18 protein-coding genes are annotated in these 22,485 nt (G+C 61.0%); 12 read left to right on the forward strand and 6 right to left on the reverse strand.

The window, feature by feature from the left end; translation table 11 throughout:
• Window positions 1–59: 59 nt before the first annotated feature.
• From BV034_RS30160 to BV034_RS30175, 4 genes are all read left to right on the forward strand, one after another.
• Window positions 60–1,049 (forward strand): PmoA family protein, encoded by a 990-nt coding sequence (locus BV034_RS30160; RefSeq protein ID WP_050030656.1) that lies wholly within the window; start codon window positions 60–62, stop codon window positions 1,047–1,049.
• 78 nt (window positions 1,050–1,127) lie between these two features.
• Window positions 1,128–3,245 carry a protein kinase gene (locus tag BV034_RS30165; protein WP_050030657.1) on the forward strand — a complete coding sequence of 706 codons (2,118 nt, stop codon included), beginning with the start codon at window positions 1,128–1,130 and terminating at the stop codon, window positions 3,243–3,245.
• Between the two features lie 250 nt (window positions 3,246–3,495).
• A complete protein-coding gene (locus BV034_RS30170) occupies window positions 3,496–4,221 on the forward strand; it encodes a uracil-DNA glycosylase family protein (RefSeq protein ID WP_050030658.1) in 726 nt (241 codons plus the stop codon).
• Window positions 4,222–4,323: 102 nt separating this feature from the next.
• Window positions 4,324–4,911 carry a hypothetical protein gene (locus tag BV034_RS30175; RefSeq protein WP_050030659.1) on the forward strand — a complete coding sequence of 196 codons (588 nt, stop codon included), beginning with the start codon at window positions 4,324–4,326 and terminating at the stop codon, window positions 4,909–4,911.
• A 127-nt stretch (window positions 4,912–5,038) separates the two neighbouring features.
• On the opposite strand, the gene BV034_RS30180 is transcribed toward BV034_RS30175, so the two are convergent.
• From BV034_RS30180 to BV034_RS30190, 3 genes are read right to left on the reverse strand one after another with little or no spacing between them, the layout of a single operon-like run.
• Entirely contained in the window at window positions 5,039–5,704 is a 666-nt protein-coding gene (locus tag BV034_RS30180; protein WP_265593632.1) for a phytanoyl-CoA dioxygenase family protein, read from the reverse strand.
• Window positions 5,705–5,725: 21 nt separating this feature from the next.
• The gene (locus BV034_RS30185; RefSeq protein WP_050030661.1) at window positions 5,726–7,144 is read right to left on the reverse strand and encodes an efflux transporter outer membrane subunit; all 1,419 of its coding nucleotides are present in this window, start codon (window positions 7,142–7,144) and stop codon (window positions 5,726–5,728) included.
• Window positions 7,145–7,191: 47 nt separating this feature from the next.
• Complete coding sequence (locus BV034_RS30190) at window positions 7,192–7,776, reverse strand: hypothetical protein (protein WP_050030662.1); 585 nt, start codon at window positions 7,774–7,776, stop codon at window positions 7,192–7,194.
• Between the two features lie 138 nt (window positions 7,777–7,914).
• Between BV034_RS30190 and BV034_RS30195 the strand changes: the two genes are divergently transcribed.
• Window positions 7,915–8,391: a hypothetical protein gene (locus BV034_RS30195; RefSeq protein WP_050030663.1), complete on the forward strand. Its 477-nt coding sequence runs from the start codon at window positions 7,915–7,917 to the stop codon at window positions 8,389–8,391.
• 186 nt (window positions 8,392–8,577) lie between these two features.
• Window positions 8,578–9,075 (forward strand): RNA-binding protein, encoded by a 498-nt coding sequence (locus BV034_RS30200; protein ID WP_081888223.1) that lies wholly within the window; start codon window positions 8,578–8,580, stop codon window positions 9,073–9,075.
• Between the two features lie 321 nt (window positions 9,076–9,396).
• Here the strand turns inward: BV034_RS30200 and BV034_RS30205 are convergent, their stop codons facing one another.
• Together BV034_RS30205 and BV034_RS30210 are read right to left on the reverse strand one after the other, a co-directional pair.
• On the reverse strand, window positions 9,397–10,569 hold the full coding sequence (locus tag BV034_RS30205) for a serine hydrolase domain-containing protein (protein WP_050030665.1): 1,173 nt from the start codon (window positions 10,567–10,569) through the stop codon (window positions 9,397–9,399).
• 3 nt (window positions 10,570–10,572) lie between these two features.
• Window positions 10,573–11,043: a hypothetical protein gene (locus BV034_RS30210; RefSeq protein WP_050030666.1), complete on the reverse strand. Its 471-nt coding sequence runs from the start codon at window positions 11,041–11,043 to the stop codon at window positions 10,573–10,575.
• 78 nt (window positions 11,044–11,121) lie between these two features.
• On the opposite strand from BV034_RS30210, the gene BV034_RS30215 reads away from it, so the two are divergent.
• From BV034_RS30215 to BV034_RS30235, 5 genes are all read left to right on the forward strand, one after another.
• Window positions 11,122–12,078, forward strand: a complete 957-nt coding sequence (locus BV034_RS30215) for a sugar phosphate nucleotidyltransferase (RefSeq protein ID WP_050030667.1) — start codon at window positions 11,122–11,124, stop codon at window positions 12,076–12,078.
• A 73-nt stretch (window positions 12,079–12,151) separates the two neighbouring features.
• On the forward strand, window positions 12,152–13,144 hold the full coding sequence (locus BV034_RS30220; protein WP_050030668.1) for a phosphotransferase: 993 nt from the start codon (window positions 12,152–12,154) through the stop codon (window positions 13,142–13,144).
• Window positions 13,145–13,248: 104 nt separating this feature from the next.
• Window positions 13,249–15,210, forward strand: coding sequence for an alpha-1,4-glucan--maltose-1-phosphate maltosyltransferase (locus BV034_RS30225; protein ID WP_050030669.1), 1,962 nt, complete (start codon window positions 13,249–13,251; stop codon window positions 15,208–15,210).
• 26 nt (window positions 15,211–15,236) lie between these two features.
• Window positions 15,237–16,487, forward strand: a complete 1,251-nt coding sequence (locus BV034_RS30230) for a hypothetical protein (protein ID WP_050030670.1) — start codon at window positions 15,237–15,239, stop codon at window positions 16,485–16,487.
• A 99-nt stretch (window positions 16,488–16,586) separates the two neighbouring features.
• Window positions 16,587–17,942 (forward strand): MBL fold metallo-hydrolase, encoded by a 1,356-nt coding sequence (locus tag BV034_RS30235; protein WP_050030671.1) that lies wholly within the window; start codon window positions 16,587–16,589, stop codon window positions 17,940–17,942.
• Window positions 17,943–18,659: 717 nt separating this feature from the next.
• On the opposite strand, the gene BV034_RS30240 is transcribed toward BV034_RS30235, so the two are convergent.
• Window positions 18,660–21,005: an Amuc_1098 family type IV pilus outer membrane protein gene (locus BV034_RS30240; RefSeq protein WP_265593633.1), complete on the reverse strand. Its 2,346-nt coding sequence runs from the start codon at window positions 21,003–21,005 to the stop codon at window positions 18,660–18,662.
• A 249-nt stretch (window positions 21,006–21,254) separates the two neighbouring features.
• Here BV034_RS30240 and BV034_RS30245 point away from each other — a divergent pair, with 249 nt between their 5' ends.
• The gene (locus BV034_RS30245; protein WP_050030673.1) at window positions 21,255–22,484 is read left to right on the forward strand and encodes a hypothetical protein; all 1,230 of its coding nucleotides are present in this window, start codon (window positions 21,255–21,257) and stop codon (window positions 22,482–22,484) included.
• Window position 22,485: the final 1 nt, after the last annotated feature.

The following is a 22,485-nucleotide window of genomic DNA, read 5'->3' on the forward strand; positions in this document are numbered from 1 at the left end:
TGCAGGATTAACCATCACACCGCTGAAAAGTCCCCTTCCACCTCGCGTATGTCTGCCTCATGCGCGCACCTCATTTTCTCTGGCTCGTCGTCGCTCTCGCCGCCAGCCTTCCCGTGCAGGGCTCTGCCCAGGAGCCCTCCCCAGTCCCTGACGCTAAGCCCATTCCGCTGGTGCAGGTGACGCCGCTGCCGGACTACCAGGCGTCTTTCACCTTTCGTGGTCATGAACTGACCCGCTTCCGTTTCGATCCGGCTGCGAAACGCCCCTTCTGGTATCCCGCCCAGACCTCCCTGGCTCCTTCTGTGATTCGCATGGGGCATCCGCATGATGCCCACGGCCACCGTCATCACTACGGCATCTGGATCACCCACAATGCCGTGAGCGGCGTCAACTTCTGGGCAGACGAGCACGGCAAGGGCAACGGCAGCATCCGACATCAAAAAGTGCTGGGTTGCTGGGACGGGGATGAATCTGCCATGATGATGACACTCAATCACTGGGTGAACGAGGAGGATGGAAAGGTCCTGCTCATAGAAAAGCGCCACATGGAGATCCGTCCGGCGCCCGATGCCAGCTCCTGGCTGCTCATTGTGGACAGTGAATTCCTCGCTCCCAAAGGACAAACCACCACGTTGGAAGGCAGCGGCTTCGGCCTCATGAGCGCCCGCATGGCCAAATCCATCGGTGTGCACGACGGCGGCGGGCGTATTCTCAACTCCGAAGGCCAGGTGAATGAGGAGCAGATTTTCCGCAAACCCGCCCGCTGGTGCGACTACAGCGGCCGCCTCACGGCAGACGGCTTCGCCGGCATCACCCTGATGAACCATCCGGGCAATCCAAATCATCCAACCGCCTACCACGTGAGGAACGATGGTTGGATGTGCAACGCCCTGTCCCTTGAAAAGCCCGTCGCTGTAGGAGATGCCTCTCCGCTGCACGTGCGGCATGGACTGTGGGTCCATGAGGGCGTGCCAGATCAGCGTCGCTGCGAGTCCATGTGGGCCGACTTTGTGAAATTGCCGCTCCCAGACATGGCCAAAAAGCCCTAAACCATTGAGATTGCTTGATTCGCACTTGGCAAGGTGGAGGTGCCACAGGTAGAGTTTTTCTTGATTTGATCCAATAGAATGGCAGGACGGTATAAATTCCTCGAAGAGCTCGGCAAAGGCGGGGCGGGTGCGGTGTTCAAAGCGTACGACACCCAGCTCGATCGCTATGTCGCCATCAAACGTCTCTTCACGAAGGCAGAGATGGAGCAGTCCGACGCCCATTCTGGCGGCCTGCGTAAGGAGGCGGGCTCCCTCGCCACCCTGCAACACCCCAACATCGTCTCCATCTTCGACCTCAGCAGTGATGACGAGGGGTTCTTCATGGTCATGGAGCTCGTGGAAGGCGAGACCCTGGCCGACTGGATTGCCAACGGGCCAATGAACTTGGGCGATTTCCAGGAACTGGCCTCCCAGACCATGGAGGCCGTGCTGGCGGCTCACAGCCTCAGCTTGCTGCACCGGGACCTCAAACCGGAGAACATCAAGGTGCAGCGCCTGCCCGGCGGTCGCATCCAGGTCAAGGTCTTAGACTTCGGCCTCGCCCGTCTTTCCTACGGTGCCAAGAAGATGACGGAGGACCAGCTGGGCAACATCATGGGGTCCATCTACTACATGGCTCCCGAGCAATTCCTGCGCAAGCCGCTGGACGGTCGTGCCGATCTGTACGCCCTGGGTTGCGTGTATTACCAGGCACTCTGCGGCCACCGCCCCTACACCGACGCTACCGTGCAGGGCATCATGAACATGCACCTGGAACATCGGGTGCATCCTCTAAAGACCCTGGCTCCACGCCTGCCCGACCCGATCTGTGACTGGGTGATGTGGCTGATCAATCTCGAACCCAACGACCGGCCGGCCAATGCCTCCGAGGCCCTCAGAACGTTGCGGGATCTCGCTTCCGCCGGTTGGTTCAGTGAAACTCCCGTCGCTGTCGCGGAGGCCATTCCCATGGCCGTCCCCGTGGGCGGCGGATCCGTAACTGGCCCGCTGCGAGGCTCCACCACGCAGAGCATGGCGCGCCCACCCACGGGCAGCGTTTCCCAGCGGCTGACCGCCAATGTGCCCAAGCGCACCACCGGCCTGCAACCCCGGCGTCCAGGTGTGAACCCTCCCGGTCCGGGTGCCCCGGGTTCACTGTCCAACGCCTCCACCATCGTTGCCGCCCGCAAGCCCAAGACGGATGACGAGGATGCAGGCGGCGGCGTGCCCAAGTGGGTGTACCCGCTTGCTGGTCTCGCGGTCATCGGCCTCATCTGGGGTGTCTGGCCAAAAGGCAAGCCTCAGAATCCGGCCAAGCCCCCGCCCAAGGTGCAGTCTGGCACCACCACCAGCGCCCCCTCCACTCCTGCGCCAACAGCCACCCTGCCTTCGCGTCCGGCAGATTTCATCGTTCCCGGGAGTATTCTCCAATATCGGGCCGGTGAGAAGATGGAAGCCATTGGCGCACCTGGGAAACCCGCCGCACTGAACTCTCAGATCAAGTCCTGGGGCGATCTGCAACCACAGAGCGGCGAGGGTGCCATGGAGACCTTTGATGGTCAGGCCGCCTACGCCCCCACCCTGGTCTTTGACAAACCCGCCGGACTGAAGGCTGGCCTGAACGTGCTGCGCTTCGCCACAGGCCAGGGCATGATGCATAGCATGCCCAAAGGGACGACCAACAGTCGCGACTATCCTTTTGGTGAGGGTAGCGCCAATAAAGGCGTCACCATCATCATGCTGGTGCGCCCCGCCATCTACGGCAAAGAGATCCGGTGCTTCCGCCTCCGTACCGAGGACAACAAGAACTACATCAACGTCCGGGCTTACCCCAACAATGAATGGCGTCTCGGGGTTCGTGCGGGCAACACCAGTCGCGAGGCCAAGGTAACCAACCGCAGCACGAAGCAATACAGCCTCGTGGGGGTTACTTGGGACACCGCAGTCAACAAAGCCGTCATCAATGTGAGGTCCGAAGATGGCACCAAGGGACGTGCCGAAGTGGACACTCCAAAGGAAACGGTAGGCGTTCTCAACGATCTGCGGATCGGAGACTTCACCACCGATGCCGCGAAGCCGGTGGCCCCGGAGGACAAATTCTCAGGGGATGTCGTCGAGTTGGTTGTGTGGCCCTTCGCCATGGGCTGGGAGGACCGCACCGCCCAGGAGATGAAGTTCATGCAGTATTACTTCGAGAACCCCGGTCCCCGGTATTGAGGGAGCAAGGGCCGCTGTTGCAGCCATAGGTGGAGCATCGGATGATGCGCGGCGCGTTTGTCCTGCAGTTCAATACCCCCCGCTTCCCTTCGACTCCCAGAGTAGAAGAACCGTCTCGGTTCTTGCTCCTCAAACCCCAGCGAACCCAAGAGCCAGGACGGATCTTCTACTTTGCCGCCCCCACCACCCCAGGTCTCGCATCTTTCTATCTTGAGTCTTCTCATTGGCTGGCCAGTGTGTCCCCAGCCCCATGTCCAGCCCAGCTCCCGCCCTCGTCAAAGCCGCCCAGGAACTCAGCCGTAAACTGGCCCCGCTCAAATTCGGCGAGCCCGTCACGCACGTTTACAATCCGCTGGAGTACGCCTCCGTCCCACACGAGCAGTACTTGAACCGCTACGGCCGCGCCGGACAGCAGATCATGTTCTTGGGCATGAACCCTGGCCCCTACGGAATGACCCAGACTGGCGTTCCTTTTGGCGAGATCCCTGCGGTGCGTGACTGGCTCGGCATCTCCAGCCCGGTTGGCAAGCCCATGCCCGAGCATCCCAAACGCCCCGTGGTGGGCTTCGACTGCCCGCAGAGTGAGGTCAGCGGCCGGCGCCTCTGGGGGCTGTTTGCAGCCAAGTTCGGCACCGCCGACACCTTCTTTGCCCGGCACTTCGTGGCCAACTACTGCCCACTGGTCTTCATGGAAGAGGGTGGCAAAAACCGCACGCCCGACAAACTCCCCGCCCCCGAAATGGCCACGCTCTACAAGGCCTGCGATGAACACCTCCGGAAGGTGGTGACTGCTCTCCAGCCAGAGTGGGTCATTGGCGTAGGCGGCTTCGCCGAAGGACGCGCTCAGCTGCTGAAGGCAGACTTCCCGAACCTCAAGATTGGGCGAATCCTTCACCCCAGCCCTGCCAGCCCCGCCGCCAACAAAGACTGGGCGGGAAATGTCACCCGGACCATGGAGAGCCTGGGGCTTTGGTGAGGGCTGCACACCAAAAAGGTACACATCCTCTGAATTTCCACGGTTGCCAAATAAGGGTTTCCCGACAATCGTGCCGAGACCAACAACTGGTCCGGCAACGACATGTTTCTCTCCCATCTCGACATCCTCATCAGCCGGATCAAGGATGCTGAGTATGCGCATCTTTTGCTCGAACCCGTACCCCTGTTCGGGCTGCTTTTCGGTTTGATCTTCTTCGCTGTCGGCCTCTGGGGCCGGGAGGACAAGACCCGGGTCATCGCCCTGCTGGTGATCGCTGGGGCCTGCGCCAGCGTCATTCCCTACACCACCTACCGTGAGCGGGCCCAGCCCCGGGTGCTGGAGATGATGCCTCTGAAGAAGTCCATCAAAGACCAGACCACTTTCCGGCGAGACACCCAGTGGGTTTACCTCACGGTGGCCGGCATTGCGATCCTTGCTCTCATCAGCAGCGGAAAAATTGGGCAACTCGCGGGATACGGCGTGCTGGTCACCGGCTTGGGCGCCCTCGTCTTCAGCATCTGGCTTCACATGAAGGAGGCGGAGATCTTCCACCCCAACATCCGAGGTGCCCCCACGAAGGTCATCCCGGCAGCACCCGTGACACCGGCAAAACCGGTGCATGCCCCAGTTCCCGCAGTAACGCCGCCTCCGACTACGGCCACCCCTCCGGCACCGGCGCGACAACCGTAGTCTTGCGGTAGCAGGAAATTGCAGGGCACACCGCTGCTCGATGTCCTTGGCTCGTTGCAGGCCAATCCCTTCGTGCCTTTGTGCCTTCGTGTGAGAATCTAGAACTCTCTACAGCCTCACCTCTCCCTCACTCGCTCCATTCAAGTCCGCCTGGCAAATCCACGCCGCAGAACTCGAGATGCAGAATGCGGCGATGCCGCTCCGAAGTGGACTTCCCTGAGGCATGCAACAGCAGCGGGCGCATCAGCAAGACGTCCCCGGCGTCCATCTCGCACAGCACCTCATTCACGCGGTTCCGGCAATCCTGAATCTGCTCTGCTCCGAGTCTTCCCACCCCGTGGGTACCCGGCAGAACTTTGAGCGCTCCGTTCTCCACGTCACAGGCATCCAGGTGAATCCTCATGGTCACGACCTCCTCCAGCAACGCCACTGGCGGCTGCACATGCGGGATCCCGTCCTTCATGCTCCAGGGGCCGAACCCCGGCACGTCCTTCCTCTCGCGCACGGCGAAGGTCAGATCTTGATGCCAGGGCACGAGCCAGTTGGCTCCGGGTGATTTGTCGAAGTAAATGACTCGAACCAACCGGGGAGCTCCCGCCAGATACGGTTGCAGGCAATCCTTCACCCGCCCTGAGTCCACGAGCTCCCGCACGGCGGGCACTTCCATCAGCCCCCGACGACCCGCACCGGCCACCGCGCCCAGCACCTGCGTCATATGCCCACACTCCGCGGCGGTAAAAACCGCCGGAAGCCGGGTGAATCCTGCGCACTCGAAACTGGGGTTCGATGCCATAAAGTTTCGGGTTCGTGGAGATTAAAACGAGCCACCCAGGGCCAGATGGAGATCAGCCCGGTTCCTCAAACGCAAGGCCTGCACGGCAAGCAGGGCACTGCGGGCATCGAAGGCCCGCTGACGCGAGTCCAGCACCGTGAGGGCATCACTCAGCCCCCGGCTGTAGCGGCCGATCGCCAGTTCCACCGCACGCTCCGCCTCAGCCGCCGCTGTGGTCAGCGCCGCCTCCTGCTCCTTGAGGTAAATCTCGGCCGCCAGGGCTCCCTCCACCTCCTTGAAAGCCTGGAGGGCCTGGCCCGAGTAGGTGGAGAGTATTTCATCGTACTTGGCCCGGGCTTCCTCGGCATTGGCCCGCAGCCTGCCACCCTGGAAGACCTGCTGGGCAACACTCCCTGCCAGGCTCCAGACCACGGCCTCACGCTGGAGCAGCAGGGACAGTTCGTCACTGCTCAGGCCACCAGAGCCAGTGAGACTGAAGCTGGGCAGGAAAGCTTTCTTTGCCACACTCTCCGAACGCAGTGCCGATTCCAGGCGGCGTTCCATGGCCCTCAGATCTGGACGGCGCAGCAGCATCTCCGAAGGCAGGCCCGCCGGCACGCTCTTGCGCATGCCAGGCAGATCCGCCACACCCCGCTCCTTGCCCGCCGGGTAAGCACCCAGCAGCAGTTCCAGGCTCCGCCGCGCCTCGTCCGCCTCCCGCTTCCGGGAGGCCAGGGTAGCTTCCGCACGGGCCAGGTCCGCCCGCGCCAGGCTCACATCCAGTGCCACCTGTTCGGTATCGATGCCCCGGTCGAGTTGTTTCTCCAGAACCCCGAGGTTGATGCGGCGGGTGGCAATGTTTTCTTCCGAGAGTTGAATCTGGGCCCGGGCCTCCGCCAGGGTGATCGCGGACTTCACCGTCGTCGCCGCCAGGGACAACTGGGCGGCATACAGATCCTCCTCCGCGGCCTCAGCGCCTGTCACCACCGCGCCGCGCTGATCTCGCAAGCGCCCCCAGAGGTCCAGCTCCCAACTGATGTCCGTCCCCAGCTCAAACCGGTTGCTCCGCACGCCCGAGCCGACGAATCGCTGTCCAGAGGCGCTCTGGTTGCGCCGCCCGCCAAAGTCCACACCCACCTGAGGCCAGAGATCCGCCCCTGCGGCCTTGGCTTGAGCCCTCGCCTGAGTGACTCTGGCAGCCGCCGCTTTCAGATCATGGTTGCGTTCCAGTGCCAGCCGCACCAAACGCTGGAGGTCGGGATCATCGAAATCCTTCAGCCACCCGGTGGCACTCGATGAAGAAACACTGGCCGCGGCAGTCCACTGACGTGGCGATCCAGATTTCACGACCTCCAAATCGCCCGACTTACGTTCAGTTCCCAAGGGGTCAGACGAAACACACCCCGCCGCAGTGAGCAGCAGGGTGAACCCAGAAGGCAGCAGAAAGCGGCTGGAGGCCATGCAAAATGAGCAGAAACCGCAGTTCCAGGTTGGATGAGGCGGCCCCTCTAGGGCTTCACCTCAGCGGCAGGAGCCGGCGCGGGAATTGGCACCGGGCCCGGAGCAGGTGCAGGTATCGCAGAGCCCGGTACTGGTTCATCCGGCTTCACATAGTTGCCCTCGATCCGCTGCAACAAAGTCGCTTCGTAGCCCTCCCCTTTCTTCTCCAGGCGGTACAGGCTGCGCTCGAAGAGTTTTTTATAGGCCCATCCCGCCACCACATCCCAGCGGTCAGTTCCAGAAGCCTTCATGGAAGTCATCTGCAGCGTCACGGGGGAGAGGCCGCTTCGCGGGTCCACAATGCTCTTGTCAGGATCACGCATGGTGAGCACTTCGCCGCTGACAAAGTTCAGGCGCAAGTCATCCATGCGGCCCACAAATTTCATGCTGGTGCTGTAAAGCCGGTCCCCCTTCACCACGGAGTACACCTTGGGCACCTGGGGATCCAGGGGAGGTAGCGTCTTTAGGAGGTGCCTTACCATCGCCTCACCCTCCGGACCTTCCATATCATCCAGAGACATGGCACCGGGTTCGCCCGACTCGCACCCGAGGAGGGCAAACAGACTGAACAGGAGGAGAAAACGGGAGATCATCTGGCGCACTATGTGCAATGTTCCCGGGCGGTGGTCAACCTCAGGCAGAGCCGGTCAGCCCCTTCTCCCCCAGTGCCTGTTGACGTTTTTGCAAATTCCCGCAACTTTCTCCCTCCCCTTAGGTTGATACAGGTAGCCATGGAGCCACTTTCTCCCAACGATCCGGTTTTTAAGCTGCTTGGTAAAACCAAGTCAGTGGAACCGCGTTCCAATTTCACGCAGAATGTCCTGCGCGCCGTGCGGCAGACGCCCCAGCGTGAGACATGGTGGGACCGTTGCCAAAGCTGGCTGGCCAATGGGTTCGGTGCCCGCAGCACTTGGGCGGGCTCCGGTCTGGCGGTCACCGCTGCGTTGGCCATCTGGTTGGGCGTCCGCGCCCCAGAGGTGGAAACACCCCACACCAGCCCAGCGGCTGTTGCCACTCATTCAACCAAGAGCACGACTCCGGATTGGGCGGTTGCCTCCCCGACGGTCGAAGAGGAAAACTTCACCGCTGTGGAAGAATCCACATCCGTGGCGTCCCAACTGGCCAGCATGGACCAGATGAGCCTTCTTCTGGCCCAGCAGGACACCAGCGCCCTCACCGACAACGAGATCGCGCTCCTACTTTATTAGCCCCAACCAATTAAGAGGATTGCCAGACTCGGCTGTCCAAATCGGTTGACTTTCCACGGCGGCGAACGATGTGTCACCGCCGTTTTCATTTTTTTTGGCCACGGCATGGCAGTGCATTCTGGTTTTCGCCATGACTCGAATCACTTTGTGCAAAAAACATGGCGGCCCTAGTCAAAGACAAACCAGATGAACCTCTACGTCAGTAATCTTTCATATAACATGACCGATAATGAGCTGCGCGAATCTTTTGAGCGCTACGGTCTTGTCTCCCACGCCCGGATCATCCTCGATCGTGAGACGGGGCGCTCGCGTGGATTTGCGTTCGTGGAAATGCCCAATGATGAAGAAGCTCGTGCTGCCATCAATGGCCTGAACAACGTTGAGCTGGCTGGGCGCCCTCTGAAAGTCGTGGAAGCTCGTCCGCGTGAAGAGCGTCCCTTCTCCCCGCGTCCCGCTGGTGGCGGCGCAGGTGGTGGTGGCGGTGGCTACAAAAGCGGCGGCGGCGCAGGTGGTGGCGGTGGCGGCGGCGGCTACAAAGGTGGCGGCGGCGGCGGTGGTGGCTACAAGGGCGGCGGCGGTGGCGGCGGCTACAAAGGCGGCGGCGGTGGTGGTTTCCGCGACAAAGACAAGGGCAACTGGGACCGTGGCAAGCGCGACGGCTTCGGCGGCGGCGACTGGGAATAAGCTTCCCGCCGTTTTACCGGCCTTTTCCAACTTTTGATTGAACCTTTCGAGGCCGCAGACGCTCCCGTCTGCGGCCTTTTTGTTTGTCGCGGAAGGCGAGCTGCAAAACAGACTCGACCGAAGCACTCCCTCTCCTCCTCACCGCCCCCACCATCGCGAAGCGTCTTGGAGTACGGTGGCTCGACACCGTTTTCTGACCGCGACAGCACGTGAACGACGACCGCATACCAGCGAAGCCCAAAACTCCCGCGAACGCCCGGCCCGTCCAACTGGGCGACAGCCCATGTCTTGCGTCGTCTGTCTTGCAGTCTTTTGTCTCCCCTACACCACCTCATCCAGCGCCTGCACCAGATCCAGACTCTTGGCATTGGGCAGCACGCCCAGTTCCATCTGGTTCATCACATAAGCAAAGGACAACTGCCGCCCCGGATCGCCAAAAGCCAGACTGCCGCCCGCCCCGGGATGCCCGAAGGCCAGGAGGCCCCGCCCAAACAATTGGCGCAATTTCGTCACGCCATCTTCCGCCACTGGATCACGCATCACCCCGGGTCCAAACGCCATCAGGGTGCACAGGACGGCATCCTCCTGCTGGGAAATCGTTTGAGAAAGCGAGCGCACCAGGGATTCGCTCACGATGCGACGCCCCTTCCACACCCCGCCTTCAGCCAGCATGGCATAAAACGCCGCCAGCGCCTGGGCGGAGCCTACCCCACCCATGCTCGGGTAGCTCCGCTGAAGCGTCTCCGGCTTGTTCAGATCCTGGACAGCATTCAATCCGCTGGGGGAAACAAACGTCCGCTGCGTCAGGGTCCCCTTGGTAGAGAACGCCTTTAAAAACGGCGTGGGAGCTTCACCCGCCTTGACCCGACCCGTATAGAGCGTAGCCACCCGCGAGAGCTCGGACTCAGGCAGGCCAATCCAGAAATCGAGCTCCATCGGTTCCCCGATCTTTTCCCGAAAGTAGTTGCCCAGCGTGAGGCCCCGTGTGGCGTGCTGGACGATCTCATCCAGCAGAAATCCAAACGTGCGGGCGTGATAACCCTGAGCCGTGCCAGGGGGAAAACTCGGCACCTGTGCCTCGAGGGCAGCGATCACGGCGGGAGCATCCTCAATCGGCACCACACCATCCAGCGCGGAAAGCCCTGCTGTATGACTCAGGAGTTGCCGGAAAGTGACCTCCCCCTTGCCTCCCCCGGCGAAGGCCGGCCAAAGTTCCACCACCCGTTTATCCAGAGACAGTCCCGCTTCCTCCAGGGCCAGCAGACAGGTCACGGCGGCCACCCCTTTGGTAGCGCTCCACACGGGGACCAGAGTGTCAGCCTCCCAGGCCCGGGCACCGCTTCGATCCAAGGTGCCGCCGCAGAGGTTCAATACTTCTTCCCCTTCGTGATACACAGAAATGGAGGCCCCAAGCTCGCCCCGTTCGGCGAAGTTCCGCTCGAACAACGGACGAAGCGTCTGCTCCAGACGAGAGGAGAGCTGGTGATCCCCCATGGCCTACAGCTCGTCCTTGATGTTGACCAGGTCTGGATCCCGTTTGGCAGTCTTCTTCAGGCTGGAATCCATCTCAAACGACTTTTCCAGCATGTTCAACGCCTCGTCACGATTCCCCAACCGGGCGTGGTAGCAGCCGATGTTGTAGAAATACACCGCCTTGGTTCGCAGGGAAGGAGGTCCCTTGAGCAGCACATTGAGCGCCCCCAGCGTATTTCCCAGTTCATGGAGGCAGTAAGCTTCATGAATGAAGCCGCCGGGCTCTTGCGGTGCTTCCTGGCAGAGACGCTGCGCCACGCGCAGGGCATCCTCCCAGCGGAGCTGGCCCATCAGGCTCAAGGTCAGGATCTCCAGCGCATCTGGCCGCGCCAGATACTCACCCGGAAGGTCTTGCAACTCGTGCCACACCGCTTGGAACATGCCCAACTCCAGGTAACCCTGTGCTGCGAGAATGCTCCGTTCGTACCCGTTCATGCCTCAATTTAGATACGAATTCTCTCCGCCACGTTCCATCCGTTTGCAAGCCCCTGCTTGAGATCGTAGTACGAATGCATGACTCAGGCCTTTGTCTTGGGTGCCGGGCTTGGTACGCGGTTGCGACCGCTGACCGACCAGCTCCCCAAGCCGCTCATCCCCGTTTGCCATCAACCTCTCATCGCCCACGCCTTTGAACACCTGAGGCGGGCAGGAGCGCGTGAGTTCATCGTGAACACGCACCATCTGGCCGGGGCCTACACCGAGGCGTTCCCGGACTCCCAATATGAGGGACTGCCCATCACCTTCCGCCACGAACCCGTCCTGCTCGAAACCGCCGGTGGCATTGCCAACATCGCAGACCTGATCCGGGAGGAGTCGTTCGTCGTGTACAACGGGGACATTCTGACGGACCTGCCCCTGGCACCCCTCTGGGAGCACCATCTGACCTCCGGAAACCTCGTCACCCTCGTGCTCCGCAGCGATGGGCCCGGCCAGCACATCGCACGAGATCGCGAGACGGGACGTCTCACGGATATCCGGAACATGCTCGGCACGGGACAAAACGGCACCCACCAGTTCACCGGCATCTACGCAGTGCACCCGGCGTTCTTGAAGCACCTCACACCCGGCAAGATCGAATCAGTCATCCCCATCTTCCTCTCGCTCATCCAGTCGGGCGCCCCGATCGGCAGCGTGGTCGTGAACGACGGCTCATGGTGGGACCTGGGGGATCGCACTCAGTATCTGGAGGCCCATCGCGCCATCTTTTCAGAGGGCGGCACCTTCCCCACCTATGCCTCAGAGGCTCGTGCTTCGTGGAGCCCGGTCCACCCAGAGGCGCAAGTTCACCCCTCCGCCACCCTTCGAGGGTTCAATCTGATCTCTAAGCACGCGCAGATTGGGGAACATGCCGAGCTGGAAGACTGCCTGCTCTGGTCCGATGCTCGCGTCGCCCCCGGCGCTGTGCTCCGACGCTGCATCGTCCGCAGCGGCATGGAAGCCAGCGGGGAATTGACCAACACCGATGTCTAAACTCTGAAGGGCGGCTCCGGGTGCAGACCGTACTTGCAATCCGCTCCAGACTGCCGAAAACTCCGCGCCCCTGATGCTCACGGACTCCCAACTTCTCGAACTGACCGCCACCCAGCTCCCCGGTTGGCCCAAGGCCGTTCGCCTGGATGCCATCCTCAAGGGCGGGTCCGACCGGCTGTTCTACCGCGTGCATTTTGAGAGCCCGGCCGAGTCAGGCGTGATCCTTATGGTTTACACCATGGCGCGCCCGGACAACCCCCGCTTTGTCCCGGCCACCCTTCGTCTGGAGAAACTGGGCATTCACGTCCCCCGCATCTTTGCCCACGATACCGAGAACCTCTGCGTGTGGCTGGAGGATCTAGGGCATGTGGATCTGCATTCCTTCCGGGAGCAGTCCTGGGAAACCCGACGCCCCCTCTACGAATCCACCCTGGAAGAAGCGGCCAAGCTCCACAATGTGAATGCCGGTGCCCTGAGCGCAGAGGACATCGCGGAGATGGAGCTGTGCTTCGATGACCGGCTCTATGAGTGGGAGCAGAACTATTTCCTCAACCACTACGTGCAGGGCCTGCTGGGCAAAGACCCCACCAGCGCCAGCTTGGAAGAGACCCACGAAGCACTCAAAGCGCTCCGGGACCACCTGGCAAGCCTCCCCCGCGGCCTGGTTCATCGCGATTTCCAAAGCCAAAACGTACTCATCCGGGAAGGCTCTGCCTGGTTGATCGACTATCAAGGCGTGCGTCCCGGCCTGGCCGAATATGACCTCGCCTCCCTCCTGCTGGATCCCTATGTGGACCTCGCGGAAAATGAGCGGGAAGACCTGCTTGCCTGGTATGCCCAGCACACAGGGCGGGATCTGGGAGAGCTCCGCGAGACCTACCAGCTCTGCGCCGCTCAAAGGCTCATGCAGGCCATCGGGGCCTACGCCAATCTCAGCCGCAACCTGGGCAAACCGCAGTTTGAGCAGCATATTCCCGTCGCGCTGGGTCGTCTGCGTGACATCTGCGACCGCCACCCGCTCCTCGCCCCCGTGGGTGCCCTGACGCGGCTCAATGGCGCACACTGACGGACTTCCGTTGAGCCCAAAAGGCGCACGAAGAGAGGCCACAAAGCCTTTGCTTTGCCACGTCTCATGTGTCCTTGTGAGGGGTCAGCCTCTGACCACTTCTCATGGAACCGAAGCATGCCCACGCTCCAACCGTCACGATTGAGAATTTCCACCCGTCACTGGGTGCCTCCAACTACCTGATCAAGCGGGTGATCAATGAGCCGTTGGACGTCTATGCCGATGCGTTTACCGACGGCCACATCATCATGTGCACCTTGTTGAAGTGGCACAAGATTGGTGACACGCGCTGGACGGAGGCCCCCATGCGCCCCCAGGAAAACGACCGCTGGCAGGGCCGCTGCAGCTTTCCCTCTGCCGGACGCTGGGAATACGCCGTGGAATCCTGGGCCGACTCCTGGCTGACTTGGCGGAAGCACTTCAAGGCCAAGTTTGACGCCAACGACCCAGAGCTTCGCATTGAGGCACGGGAAGGGGCCAAGCTGCTGGACCAGACCGCCCGCCGGGCCCGCACGGCCGGAGCCAGCTCCTCCTCTACGGAACTGCTGGAACTCGCTGACATGCTGCGCCGGCTGCCGCCAGGGGAGTTGATTGATGTGATCATGGGCGATGACCTCCAGCTCATCATGGAGCGCTTCCCCGACCGCTCACTCAGCACCACGTCCGAGGTGTTTCAGGTGGTGGTGGAGCGCGAGCGCGCCCGTTTCTCCGCATGGTATGAGTTTTTCCCGCGCAGCGCTGAGGGTCGTGCCGACCGCCACAGCACTTTCCGCGACTGTCTGGCCCGTCTTGATGATGCCAAATCGATGGGCTTCGATGTGATTTACTTCCCGCCGATTCATCCCATCGGCGTCACCCATCGCAAAGGGAAGAACAACACTCTCGTGGCCCTCCCGGGTGATGTGGGCTCGCCCTGGGCCATCGGCTCCTCGCATGGTGGCCATCGGGCGGTGGAGCCCGCTTTGGGCACGGTGGAGGACTTTGAATGGCTGGTCGGAGAAGCTCGTCAGCGCGGCATGGAGATCGCCCTGGACTTTGCCATCAACTGTTCTCCGGACCACCCGTATGTGAAAGAGCATCCAGGCTGGTTCCACCAGCGTGAAGACGGCTCGATCCGCTATGCCGAAAACCCGCCGAAGAAGTACCAGGACATTTACCCCATCAACTTCCACTGCGAAGATTGGAAGTCACTGTGGCGTGAACTGATCGATGTCGTGCTCTTCTGGGTGGAGCGAGGTGTGAAGATCTTCCGCGTGGACAATCCGCACACCAAGCCCGTGTCTTTTTGGGAGGTGCTGATTGCCGAGGTGCAGGCCAAGGATCCGGATGTGATCTTCCTGGCCGAGGCATTCACAAAACCCCGCATGATGCAGGGTCTGGGCAAGATCGGCTTCAGCCAGAGCTACACCTACTTCACCTGGCGTGAGAGCAAGCACGAGCTCACCGAGTACGCCAATGAGCTGACCCAGGGTGACATGCGCTGGTACTACCGGGGCAACTTCTGGCCCAACACCCCGGATATCCTGCCTCACCACCTGCAGAACGCCGGCGCCCCCAGCTTCAAACTCCGCGCCGCCCTGGCCGCCCTGCTGGTCCCCAGCTGGGGCATCTACAGCGGCTATGAACTCTGCGAAAACCAGCCGCTGCCAGGCCGTGAAGAGTACCTGGACTCCGAGAAATACGAGGTCAAAGGACGGGACTGGAACGCCCCTGGGAACATCAAAGGGTTTATCCGCGAACTCAACCGCGCGCGCCAGGACAACCGGGCTCTGCAGCTCTATGACAACCTGAAGTTCCACCACTGCGGGCACGACCAGATCATCGTGTTCAGCAAGGTGACGTCAGACTTCAGCAACCGCGTGCTCGCCATCATCAATCTCAGTCCGCACGACACGGCCTCAGCCATGGTGGAGCTGGACATGGGAGCCCTCGGCCTGTCGTACGATGCGACCTACCGGGTGCGCGATCTCATCCACGGTGGCGGCTACCAATGGCACGGCTCCTCGAACTTCGTCAGTCTGGATCCCCGGGGCACGTTCATGCATCTGTTTCTCATCGAACTCTGATCCCGGCCTCCCCAAGCCCCGATTTCATGAACCCTGTTCGCCTGATCCTGCTTCTCGCCGCCATCGGCGGCAGCCTTGCCTGGCTCTACGTCGGTGGCGGGCGGGGCCAGTTTCCGGAGGTGGACCCCTGGTACGTGGACTTCCTGGTGGCCAACACGCGGAGCAAGGACGCCGAAACCTCCCAGGCCCTCTCCAGCGATGTCGTGCTCGTCCAGTTCCGCGAAGATGAAAAGGCCGAGTACAGCGCCTGGCCGCCTGCCCCGCTGGATTACATCATGGCGATGAAGCGGATCGCACACCACGAGCCCGAGGTGGTGGCCTTTGCCGACAGTCTCCATTGGGACAACGAATCACCCGAGTTCGTCCTGCCGCTGCGGCAGACGCTGGTGGCGCAGCCTTCGGTCGTCTTTGGGTTTGAAGTATCGAGCTCAGACGCCGGAGCCGCGGCCCTGACGCCGGAGACCAAAGCCTTCCTCGAGACCGAGATGCCCTCCATGGGTGAAGCAGAGGATTCCATCGAAGCCATGCCATCCTTCAACCAGGTGGTGGGCATCCCGTCCAAGACGCTCCGCGTGGTAGGGCAGATGGGAGTCACCACCATTGCCGGCACCAGCAACACTCCGGAAGGCAGCGTCCCCCTCCTGGCCCGATACGAGTCCAAGATCGTCCCGACCGTCGCAGCCCAGGCCGTCACCCTGTACCGCCGCATCCCCTACTCCGTCATGCGACTCCGCCTCGGCGCAGGAGCCCGGCTCAGCCTGGGCGACCGCTATGTCATCCCCCTCGATCGCACCGCCGCCGTGCGGGTGCCAAAGGAGGTCGATGTGCCGGTCGTGAATGCCCTCGACCTGCTCACTCCTGAACTCGGGGTGCCGTCGGAAGCGGTGAACAAGGAGGCCCTGGGCAAAAAAAAGATCATCGTCATCTCCCACACCAAGGCTGGCGCAGAGGAAGCTCGCACCATTGCGGCCGCCCTCTCCGCCCCCGCCTACCACCAGGCTTCCCAGCGGTGGGAGTGGGTCGTGGCAGGTGTCACCGCTCTACTCGCCTTCTGGCAGGCCCGCCAGGGCCGCCTCGGTTCACTGGTCTTCGGTTTCGCTATGGTGGTACTTTGCGTGGGCGCAGGCATTCTGGTTTTCCAGACGAGCCTGATCTGGTGTTCTCCCCTCCCGGTGGTTGCGGTCATTGCCCCCAGCACCCTGTGGTGCTTCCTGTGGCCACACCGGAAGGCACCACGCCGGGAAGAAATTCAGCCAGCTGAACCGGAGCCCGCCTGATCGCCAGACAGGAATGCTCCTTGCCAAGCCCTGATTTTTCCGGTAGCGAGAACTGCACGGATCGATTTTCCCGCAGTACCTCAGTTTTTGCTTTATCACATGACCTTTCGCAGTCTGTTGCGCCGCAGGGAGATTGGCGCCAATTCGTATCTCATCGAGAACGGCCGCCAGCGCATTATTCTCGACGCCGGTGCCCACCCCAAGGAAAAAGGTCACGATTCGCTGCCCAATTTCAATTCGGTGCCCCATGACACCGTCAACTCCATCCTGGTCACGCACGCGCACCACGACCACATCGGTGCCCTGCCTGTGCTTCAACGCCGCCAGCCGCGCACGCCAGTCTACATGACGGAGCCCACGGGCGAAGTGGGCGCAGCCATGCTTCACAACTCCGTGAACGTGATGACCCGCCAGCGGGAGGAGCAGGGCATTCAAGAGTACCCGCTCTTCACCCACAAGGAGATCGACGGCATCAAAGGCCGCTGGAACTACCGCGATCTACGCCGTCCGTTCTTTCTGCCGGATTCCGAGGTGGAATGCACCTTCTTTGACGCTGGCCACATCATCGGCTCTGCCGGCATCATGATCCGGCACGAGGGCAAGACCGCATTTTACACAGGGGACGTGAACTTCGAACCCCAAACAATCGCCCGGGAGGCAGATTTCCCCACTACGGGCATTGATACCCTGATCATTGAAACCACCCGAGGCGACTTCCAGCGACCGGCCAACTTTTCCCGCAAAGCGGAAAAGGAGCGTCTCGCCCAGGTGATTCGTGAGACCTTTGACAAGGGTGGCGCCGTGATGATCCCCGTCTTTGCCCTCGGCAAATCCCAGGAACTCCTGGTGATGCTGCATGAGTTGCACCAGATGGACCTCATCCCTAACGCTCCAGTTTTCATCGGTGGCCTGAGCACCAAGATGACCGTTCTGTACGACAACTACGCCAGCAAAACCCGGCGCAGCTATGAGGGCTTCCGCATTCTGGAGGACATGGACACGCTGGTGGCCCCGCGCAAACGCCGCAAGGAGCTGCTCTACAATGTCCGGACCATCTATGCCCTCTCCAGCGGCATGATGAGTGAAGGCACGACGTCCAACCAGTTTGCCATGCGGTTCATGGACAATCCCAAGAACACGATCGCCTTCGTGGGTTACACAGATCCCGCCACTCCGGGCTACCGCATCCGGAACGCGAAGCAGGGTGAAAAGATCAAACTCGATCCTCAGCTTCCCGAGGTGCCCCTCCTCTGCCGGGTTGCCAGCTTTGACTTCAGCGCCCACGCGGTGCGGGAGGACATCGTCTCCTACGTGACCAAGGTCAGCCCCCGCAAGGTGCTCCTCGTTCATGGTGACGCGCCCGCCCAGGCCTGGTTCCACCAGACGCTTTCGACCGCGCTTCCTCAGAGCGAAATCATCTCCCCAGAGCCGGGTGAGACCATCAGTCTCTGGTAGTGTCGCTGGGTTGTCCTGTGGACGAAGCGCTGTGATGTGACAGCGAATGTCCACAAAGGAGGCCAACCAGAGCGGTCGCCCTCGTGCTTTCCTTTCTCGACGCATCGCTCCAGCTCAACCTGAGAGGGGCGATTTGTGCGAGCACAACCGCCGCAGCTGGCCGGAGGGAGGACGTTATTTCATCGGCGAACGACGCCCGCCAATTGCCTTTGCAGCCTGCACTCGGCACTTGGCAACTCCCCACTCCGCCCCTTACGGTGGTTGTGCCCGAGGCACAAACCGCCGCTCCTTGGACTGTCGCACCTTGAGCGCTGCTGGGTGACAGTGAACACGCAGAAATCAGGCAATCGGAGCGGTCGCCCTACAATACCCGTGTTTGCAGGGTGGTACCCTCATGAACCGGAAGGGTTCGCCCATGCGTAGCCATGGGTTGGGCGAGTGGAGCGAGGACTACCCATGGAAGCCTGGGCTGAAAGATCTACCGCGGAGCGGTAGGCCCATGGCAGCCAAGGGCTGGAATAGGTGAGATGTGTGCGGTTGGAGCAGGCATCACGGTCGTGCGAGCAGTTGTGGAACGCAAAGGACCCATATCACCACGATCTCGACATCGCCGCCGCTCCTTGGACTTTTGCGTTTTGGGTGACCTTGCGAGACTGCAAAGTAAAAAGGGCGGCCATCGGGCCGCCCTTTTGGTAATTTTGTTCTGTTCCGCTTAGGTCAGCGAACAGCTGTCGCCGCTGCGGAGGCTCCCACACTGTTGCCACCGGGGTCGATAACCCGCACGGTCACAAAGAAGAGCACGTTCTTGCGTTCCACATTGGAAACCTTGCTCTGGAAGGCGCGGCCCACGAGCGGGAGATCGCCCACCACTGGCACCTTGTCATCGATCTTGTGCCGCTTTTCAAACGTCACACCACCCAGTACCACCGTGTTGCCATCCCAAACGGAGACGGAAGTGGTGATCTTGTTGGTGCGGAAGATCGGCTGCAGAATGTCGTTGGGCACATTGTAGAACACATCTGCGCCGCCGATGCCGATGGGTGCTGTGTTCTGAATGTCCGTGCCGTAGTCGATGAAGCCCTCAAACTCCACTGAGGAAGGGACCAAGTTCAAATCCACGGTGCGATTGCCCGCGCCAACAACAGGCTCAACTTCCAGCGTGATGCCGACGTCGCGCTTTTCAAAGGCGGTGGGAGTGGACGGCGTGATGGGGGCAAAGCTGGCCGTGTAGTTCACACCGTTGGCCGTGGCGTTCAAGCTCTGGGGAATCTGCGGTGGGTCAAACTCTGTCGGATACCGGAATTCCTTCGCAACCGTCACGTTGGCCCGCTGGCCACTTTTCGCGATGACCGTCGGAGCAGCCAGAACATCGACTCCCTTGCTCTGCTTCAAGCCGCGCAGCACCACCTGGAACTGCGGGTCGGTGAACACTCCAGAAACTGCGAAGAAACCAGGAGACTTGGAGTTTGCCGCCGGCACGGTGGCGCGACCAATCAGGCCATCAATGCTGGGCACCCCCAGAATAGCGCCGGAACTGCGCAATCCGCTCGTGACGGATTGACCGGGAAACGGAGCGGGATCATTGGGATCCGCCGCACCTGCACCACCGGCAAAAACGCGATCCGAACCAGGAACGTTGAACTGACCCAGAAGCCAGTCGAAACCCAACTCCTTCAGCCGGGTCTCGTTGATCTCGATCATCCGGACCTGAATCTCCACCTGCTTGGGCGTGGCATTCACGGCCTGATCCACGTACTCATCCACCAAGGTCAGGTTTTCCGCGGTGTTGTTGACCAACAGAATGTTGGTACCCGGGTTATAGGAAGCACTGGCCCCTGGTGGGAAAAGAACACCGCGCTGTTCCAGGAACTCCTTCGCACCCAGACGACGCATCTGCAGACCGCCGCCACCCGCAGGGGGAGCCGCGCCAAAAGGATCAACCGGGACTGCCTGAGCTGCACCACCCGCTGGAGCGGTTTGCAGGAAATCAGGGGGCACGCGATACTGCCTGGAAATCAGCGTCTCAGACTTCTCTGCCCGGGACGTGACGGTCACTGCATATTCGTCCACACGGTACACCGAACCAGTCATTTCTGTGGCGTAACGAAGAATTTCCTCCAGCGGAACGGAGGTCATGCTCATGGAGACAGGCTTGGCCCGGGTCTCCTCAGAGGCCTTGATGACGAAGGCCACCCCCTTTTTCTTGGGATCCAGCTCACGACTGCGAATGCGGAGGAACTCGATCACTTCTTCCAGACTGGCGGACTGCAGATCCACCATTGGCACGATGATGGTCCGAAGCTTGATCTGAATGTTCTCTTTCGTGTTTTCCAGCGATCCCATGGCCACGCCACCGGAGCCGAAAAGCTGCGACACATCGATCACGGGAACATTGTCCTCCCAGAGGGAGTCCACACCATTCAGCATCTTGGCTCTTGTGTGGTCACGAGCGACATCATAATACTGGGCCTTGTGCTGCTCAGCCCGTTCCATGCCACGCCGGGCCGCACCATTGTACGGATCGAGGCGCAGCACATCGCGGAAACGCTCAGTGGCCGCGTCAAAGTCACCCAAGGACATCAGCCCTTGGCCAAGGCGGAGTTTTTCCTCCACCTGCTTCACCTTGGCGATGTGTTCCGGAGTGAGCGCAGGCTCATACCGGGCCGGATCATCAAGACGCTTCTGCAAGGTGAGAGCATCCGCGTAGTCAGGATTGAAGTCGTCCGCCAGGACAGAACTCAAAAGCGTGCGAGCCTCAGCGTATTTGGCCTGATCAGCCAGCTTGGCCGCCTGGGCCACAGCGGCACGGGAGTATCCGTCCCGGGCCTGAAGCTTCACTGCCGCTGAAAGCGGGGCGTCTGGGAGGAGATCCCACGCCTGGCGATACAGGCGCAGAGCGCTTTCGTAGTCACCTTTGTCGTAGGAAGAATTCGCCTCGACCAGAAGGGCTTGGGCCTCCGCCAGACGCGCATTGCGGCGCACCAGCTCTTGGTCAGCCAGGTTTCTCGCGTGGGGATTGCCCATCGGGCCCGCCAGAGCGGTCCCGGCGACGCACAGTCCCATGCACAAACCGAAGACCCCGTACTTGGCGAGGACCGGAGTTCCCCAGCTCGAGGATGTATTGATGTTTGGTTTGCCTGGCTGCATTTTCCCGATAAAGCACGTCATTAGAGCGTACCGGGCTGAAAAATACAATCTTCACGAACACGTTTTTGAACATTCTGGGGGCTTGATGCGTCCTGCACCCAAGTTTCTGATAACAAGCACGTTGAGAAAGTACAGATTCTCACCTTAGTGCGCGCGCCTTCCCCTATGTTCCCACGCTGTTCCCGACCGGTCACCTCCCTGCTGACATCCCTTTTGCTGCCTGTCTCCGCCCTGTTTGCGGTGCAGGCGATGCCAGCGCAGGAGACCGGAGCTGTTCCTGAGGTCAGCGGCAAGGTGTACGACTGCAAGCCTGGGCCTTGGGGTGAGCTCAAGTATTACTACATCTACCTGGAGGCTCCCGTCCATTTCACCGCCAAGTTCCCGATGCCCAACTCGGTCACCAAATGGTGCTTTGAGGGTCTGACCGAACCTGACCTGCGGGCGATTTTCACCCGCGCCGGCCTGCCTCATGCCCTTCAACAGTACTTGCTGGACCCCAAGCGGACCGTGGTGGAAAACGGTGTTCTCACAGTATTCCCCCCGCTTCCTGATCTAGAGGCGATGAGCGCCGGGCAGCGGCAGGTGATTTATGAGGAACTGGCCAAGTCCGACCTGAACGAGTATCACAAAAATCCGGTACTCATCACGGGCAACAGTGTGACCGAATGGCTCCAAGGCACCAAATTGAGCCCGGAACTGCTGGAGGTCATCCCCAAGTTCACCTACCGCCGGGGCAACATCCTGGCCTTCAGTGACTTGTCTGCCGTCCTCAATTACGCAAAAAGCGACAAGGAGGCCCAGGACTTTTTCAAAACCGTCACCCGGACCCGCACGATGATCCTGCGCCTGTCAGTGGACGCGAACACGGACATCCGGCAACTGGCCGCCTACTGGACCGGGCGCAATCGCTACAAGGACATCGAGCCCATCCTCCAGTCCGCCAAGGAGACGGAGAGCGTGGCCCTCATCGACATCATCCACCTGCTGCCCTCCATGGCACGGCGTTATCTATATACCTATCCACCGATGGAACTGGCCATCATGGGAAGGATGCCGGACTGCCACTGGACCTCTCTGAACTTCTTCAATCACTATGCCCGCCAGTACTTCCTCGACACCCGGTTGGCAGCTGACCATGTGCTGAACAGCTACGACCGCGTGGCCACCCCCTATGAGTTCGGGGACGTGCTCATGTTTCTGGATGCCCACGGGCAGGCCATCCACTCCTGCGTGTACATCGCGGATGACATCGTCTTCACCAAAAACGGTGAAAACCTCGTGTCCCCCTGGCTTCTCATGAAGCTGGATGACGTCAAAAGCATCTACTTCCCTGTCAACGAGGGCTCCGTCCAAGGATTCCGCATGAAAGCACCCGCTGGCGAAAGCGCCAAGTAGC

It is taken from the genome of Verrucomicrobium sp. BvORR034, from assembly GCF_000739635.1.
Taxonomy (GTDB): domain Bacteria; phylum Verrucomicrobiota; class Verrucomicrobiia; order Verrucomicrobiales; family Verrucomicrobiaceae; genus Verrucomicrobium.

Coding starts and splice junctions, on each gene's coding strand:
- BV034_RS30180 (WP_265593632.1), bottom strand. CDS start 5,704: ATGGCATCGAACCCCAGTTTCGAGTGCGCAGGATTCACCCGGCTTCCG.
- BV034_RS30220 (WP_050030668.1), top strand. CDS start 12,152: ATGCTCACGGACTCCCAACTTCTCGAACTGACCGCCACCCAGCTCCCC.
- BV034_RS30185 (WP_050030661.1), bottom strand. CDS start 7,144: ATGGCCTCCAGCCGCTTTCTGCTGCCTTCTGGGTTCACCCTGCTGCTC.
- BV034_RS30245 (WP_050030673.1), top strand. CDS start 21,255: ATGTTCCCACGCTGTTCCCGACCGGTCACCTCCCTGCTGACATCCCTT.
- BV034_RS30195 (WP_050030663.1), top strand. CDS start 7,915: ATGGAGCCACTTTCTCCCAACGATCCGGTTTTTAAGCTGCTTGGTAAA.
- BV034_RS30175 (WP_050030659.1), top strand. CDS start 4,324: ATGTTTCTCTCCCATCTCGACATCCTCATCAGCCGGATCAAGGATGCT.
- BV034_RS30205 (WP_050030665.1), bottom strand. CDS start 10,569: ATGGGGGATCACCAGCTCTCCTCTCGTCTGGAGCAGACGCTTCGTCCG.
- BV034_RS30225 (WP_050030669.1), top strand. CDS start 13,249: ATGGAACCGAAGCATGCCCACGCTCCAACCGTCACGATTGAGAATTTC.
- BV034_RS30165 (WP_050030657.1), top strand. CDS start 1,128: ATGGCAGGACGGTATAAATTCCTCGAAGAGCTCGGCAAAGGCGGGGCG.
- BV034_RS30200 (WP_081888223.1), top strand. CDS start 8,578: ATGAACCTCTACGTCAGTAATCTTTCATATAACATGACCGATAATGAG.
- BV034_RS30235 (WP_050030671.1), top strand. CDS start 16,587: ATGACCTTTCGCAGTCTGTTGCGCCGCAGGGAGATTGGCGCCAATTCG.
- BV034_RS30215 (WP_050030667.1), top strand. CDS start 11,122: ATGACTCAGGCCTTTGTCTTGGGTGCCGGGCTTGGTACGCGGTTGCGA.
- BV034_RS30170 (WP_050030658.1), top strand. CDS start 3,496: ATGTCCAGCCCAGCTCCCGCCCTCGTCAAAGCCGCCCAGGAACTCAGC.
- BV034_RS30230 (WP_050030670.1), top strand. CDS start 15,237: ATGAACCCTGTTCGCCTGATCCTGCTTCTCGCCGCCATCGGCGGCAGC.
- BV034_RS30240 (WP_265593633.1), bottom strand. CDS start 21,005: ATGGGACTGTGCGTCGCCGGGACCGCTCTGGCGGGCCCGATGGGCAAT.
- BV034_RS30160 (WP_050030656.1), top strand. CDS start 60: ATGCGCGCACCTCATTTTCTCTGGCTCGTCGTCGCTCTCGCCGCCAGC.
- BV034_RS30210 (WP_050030666.1), bottom strand. CDS start 11,043: ATGAACGGGTACGAACGGAGCATTCTCGCAGCACAGGGTTACCTGGAG.
- BV034_RS30190 (WP_050030662.1), bottom strand. CDS start 7,776: ATGATCTCCCGTTTTCTCCTCCTGTTCAGTCTGTTTGCCCTCCTCGGG.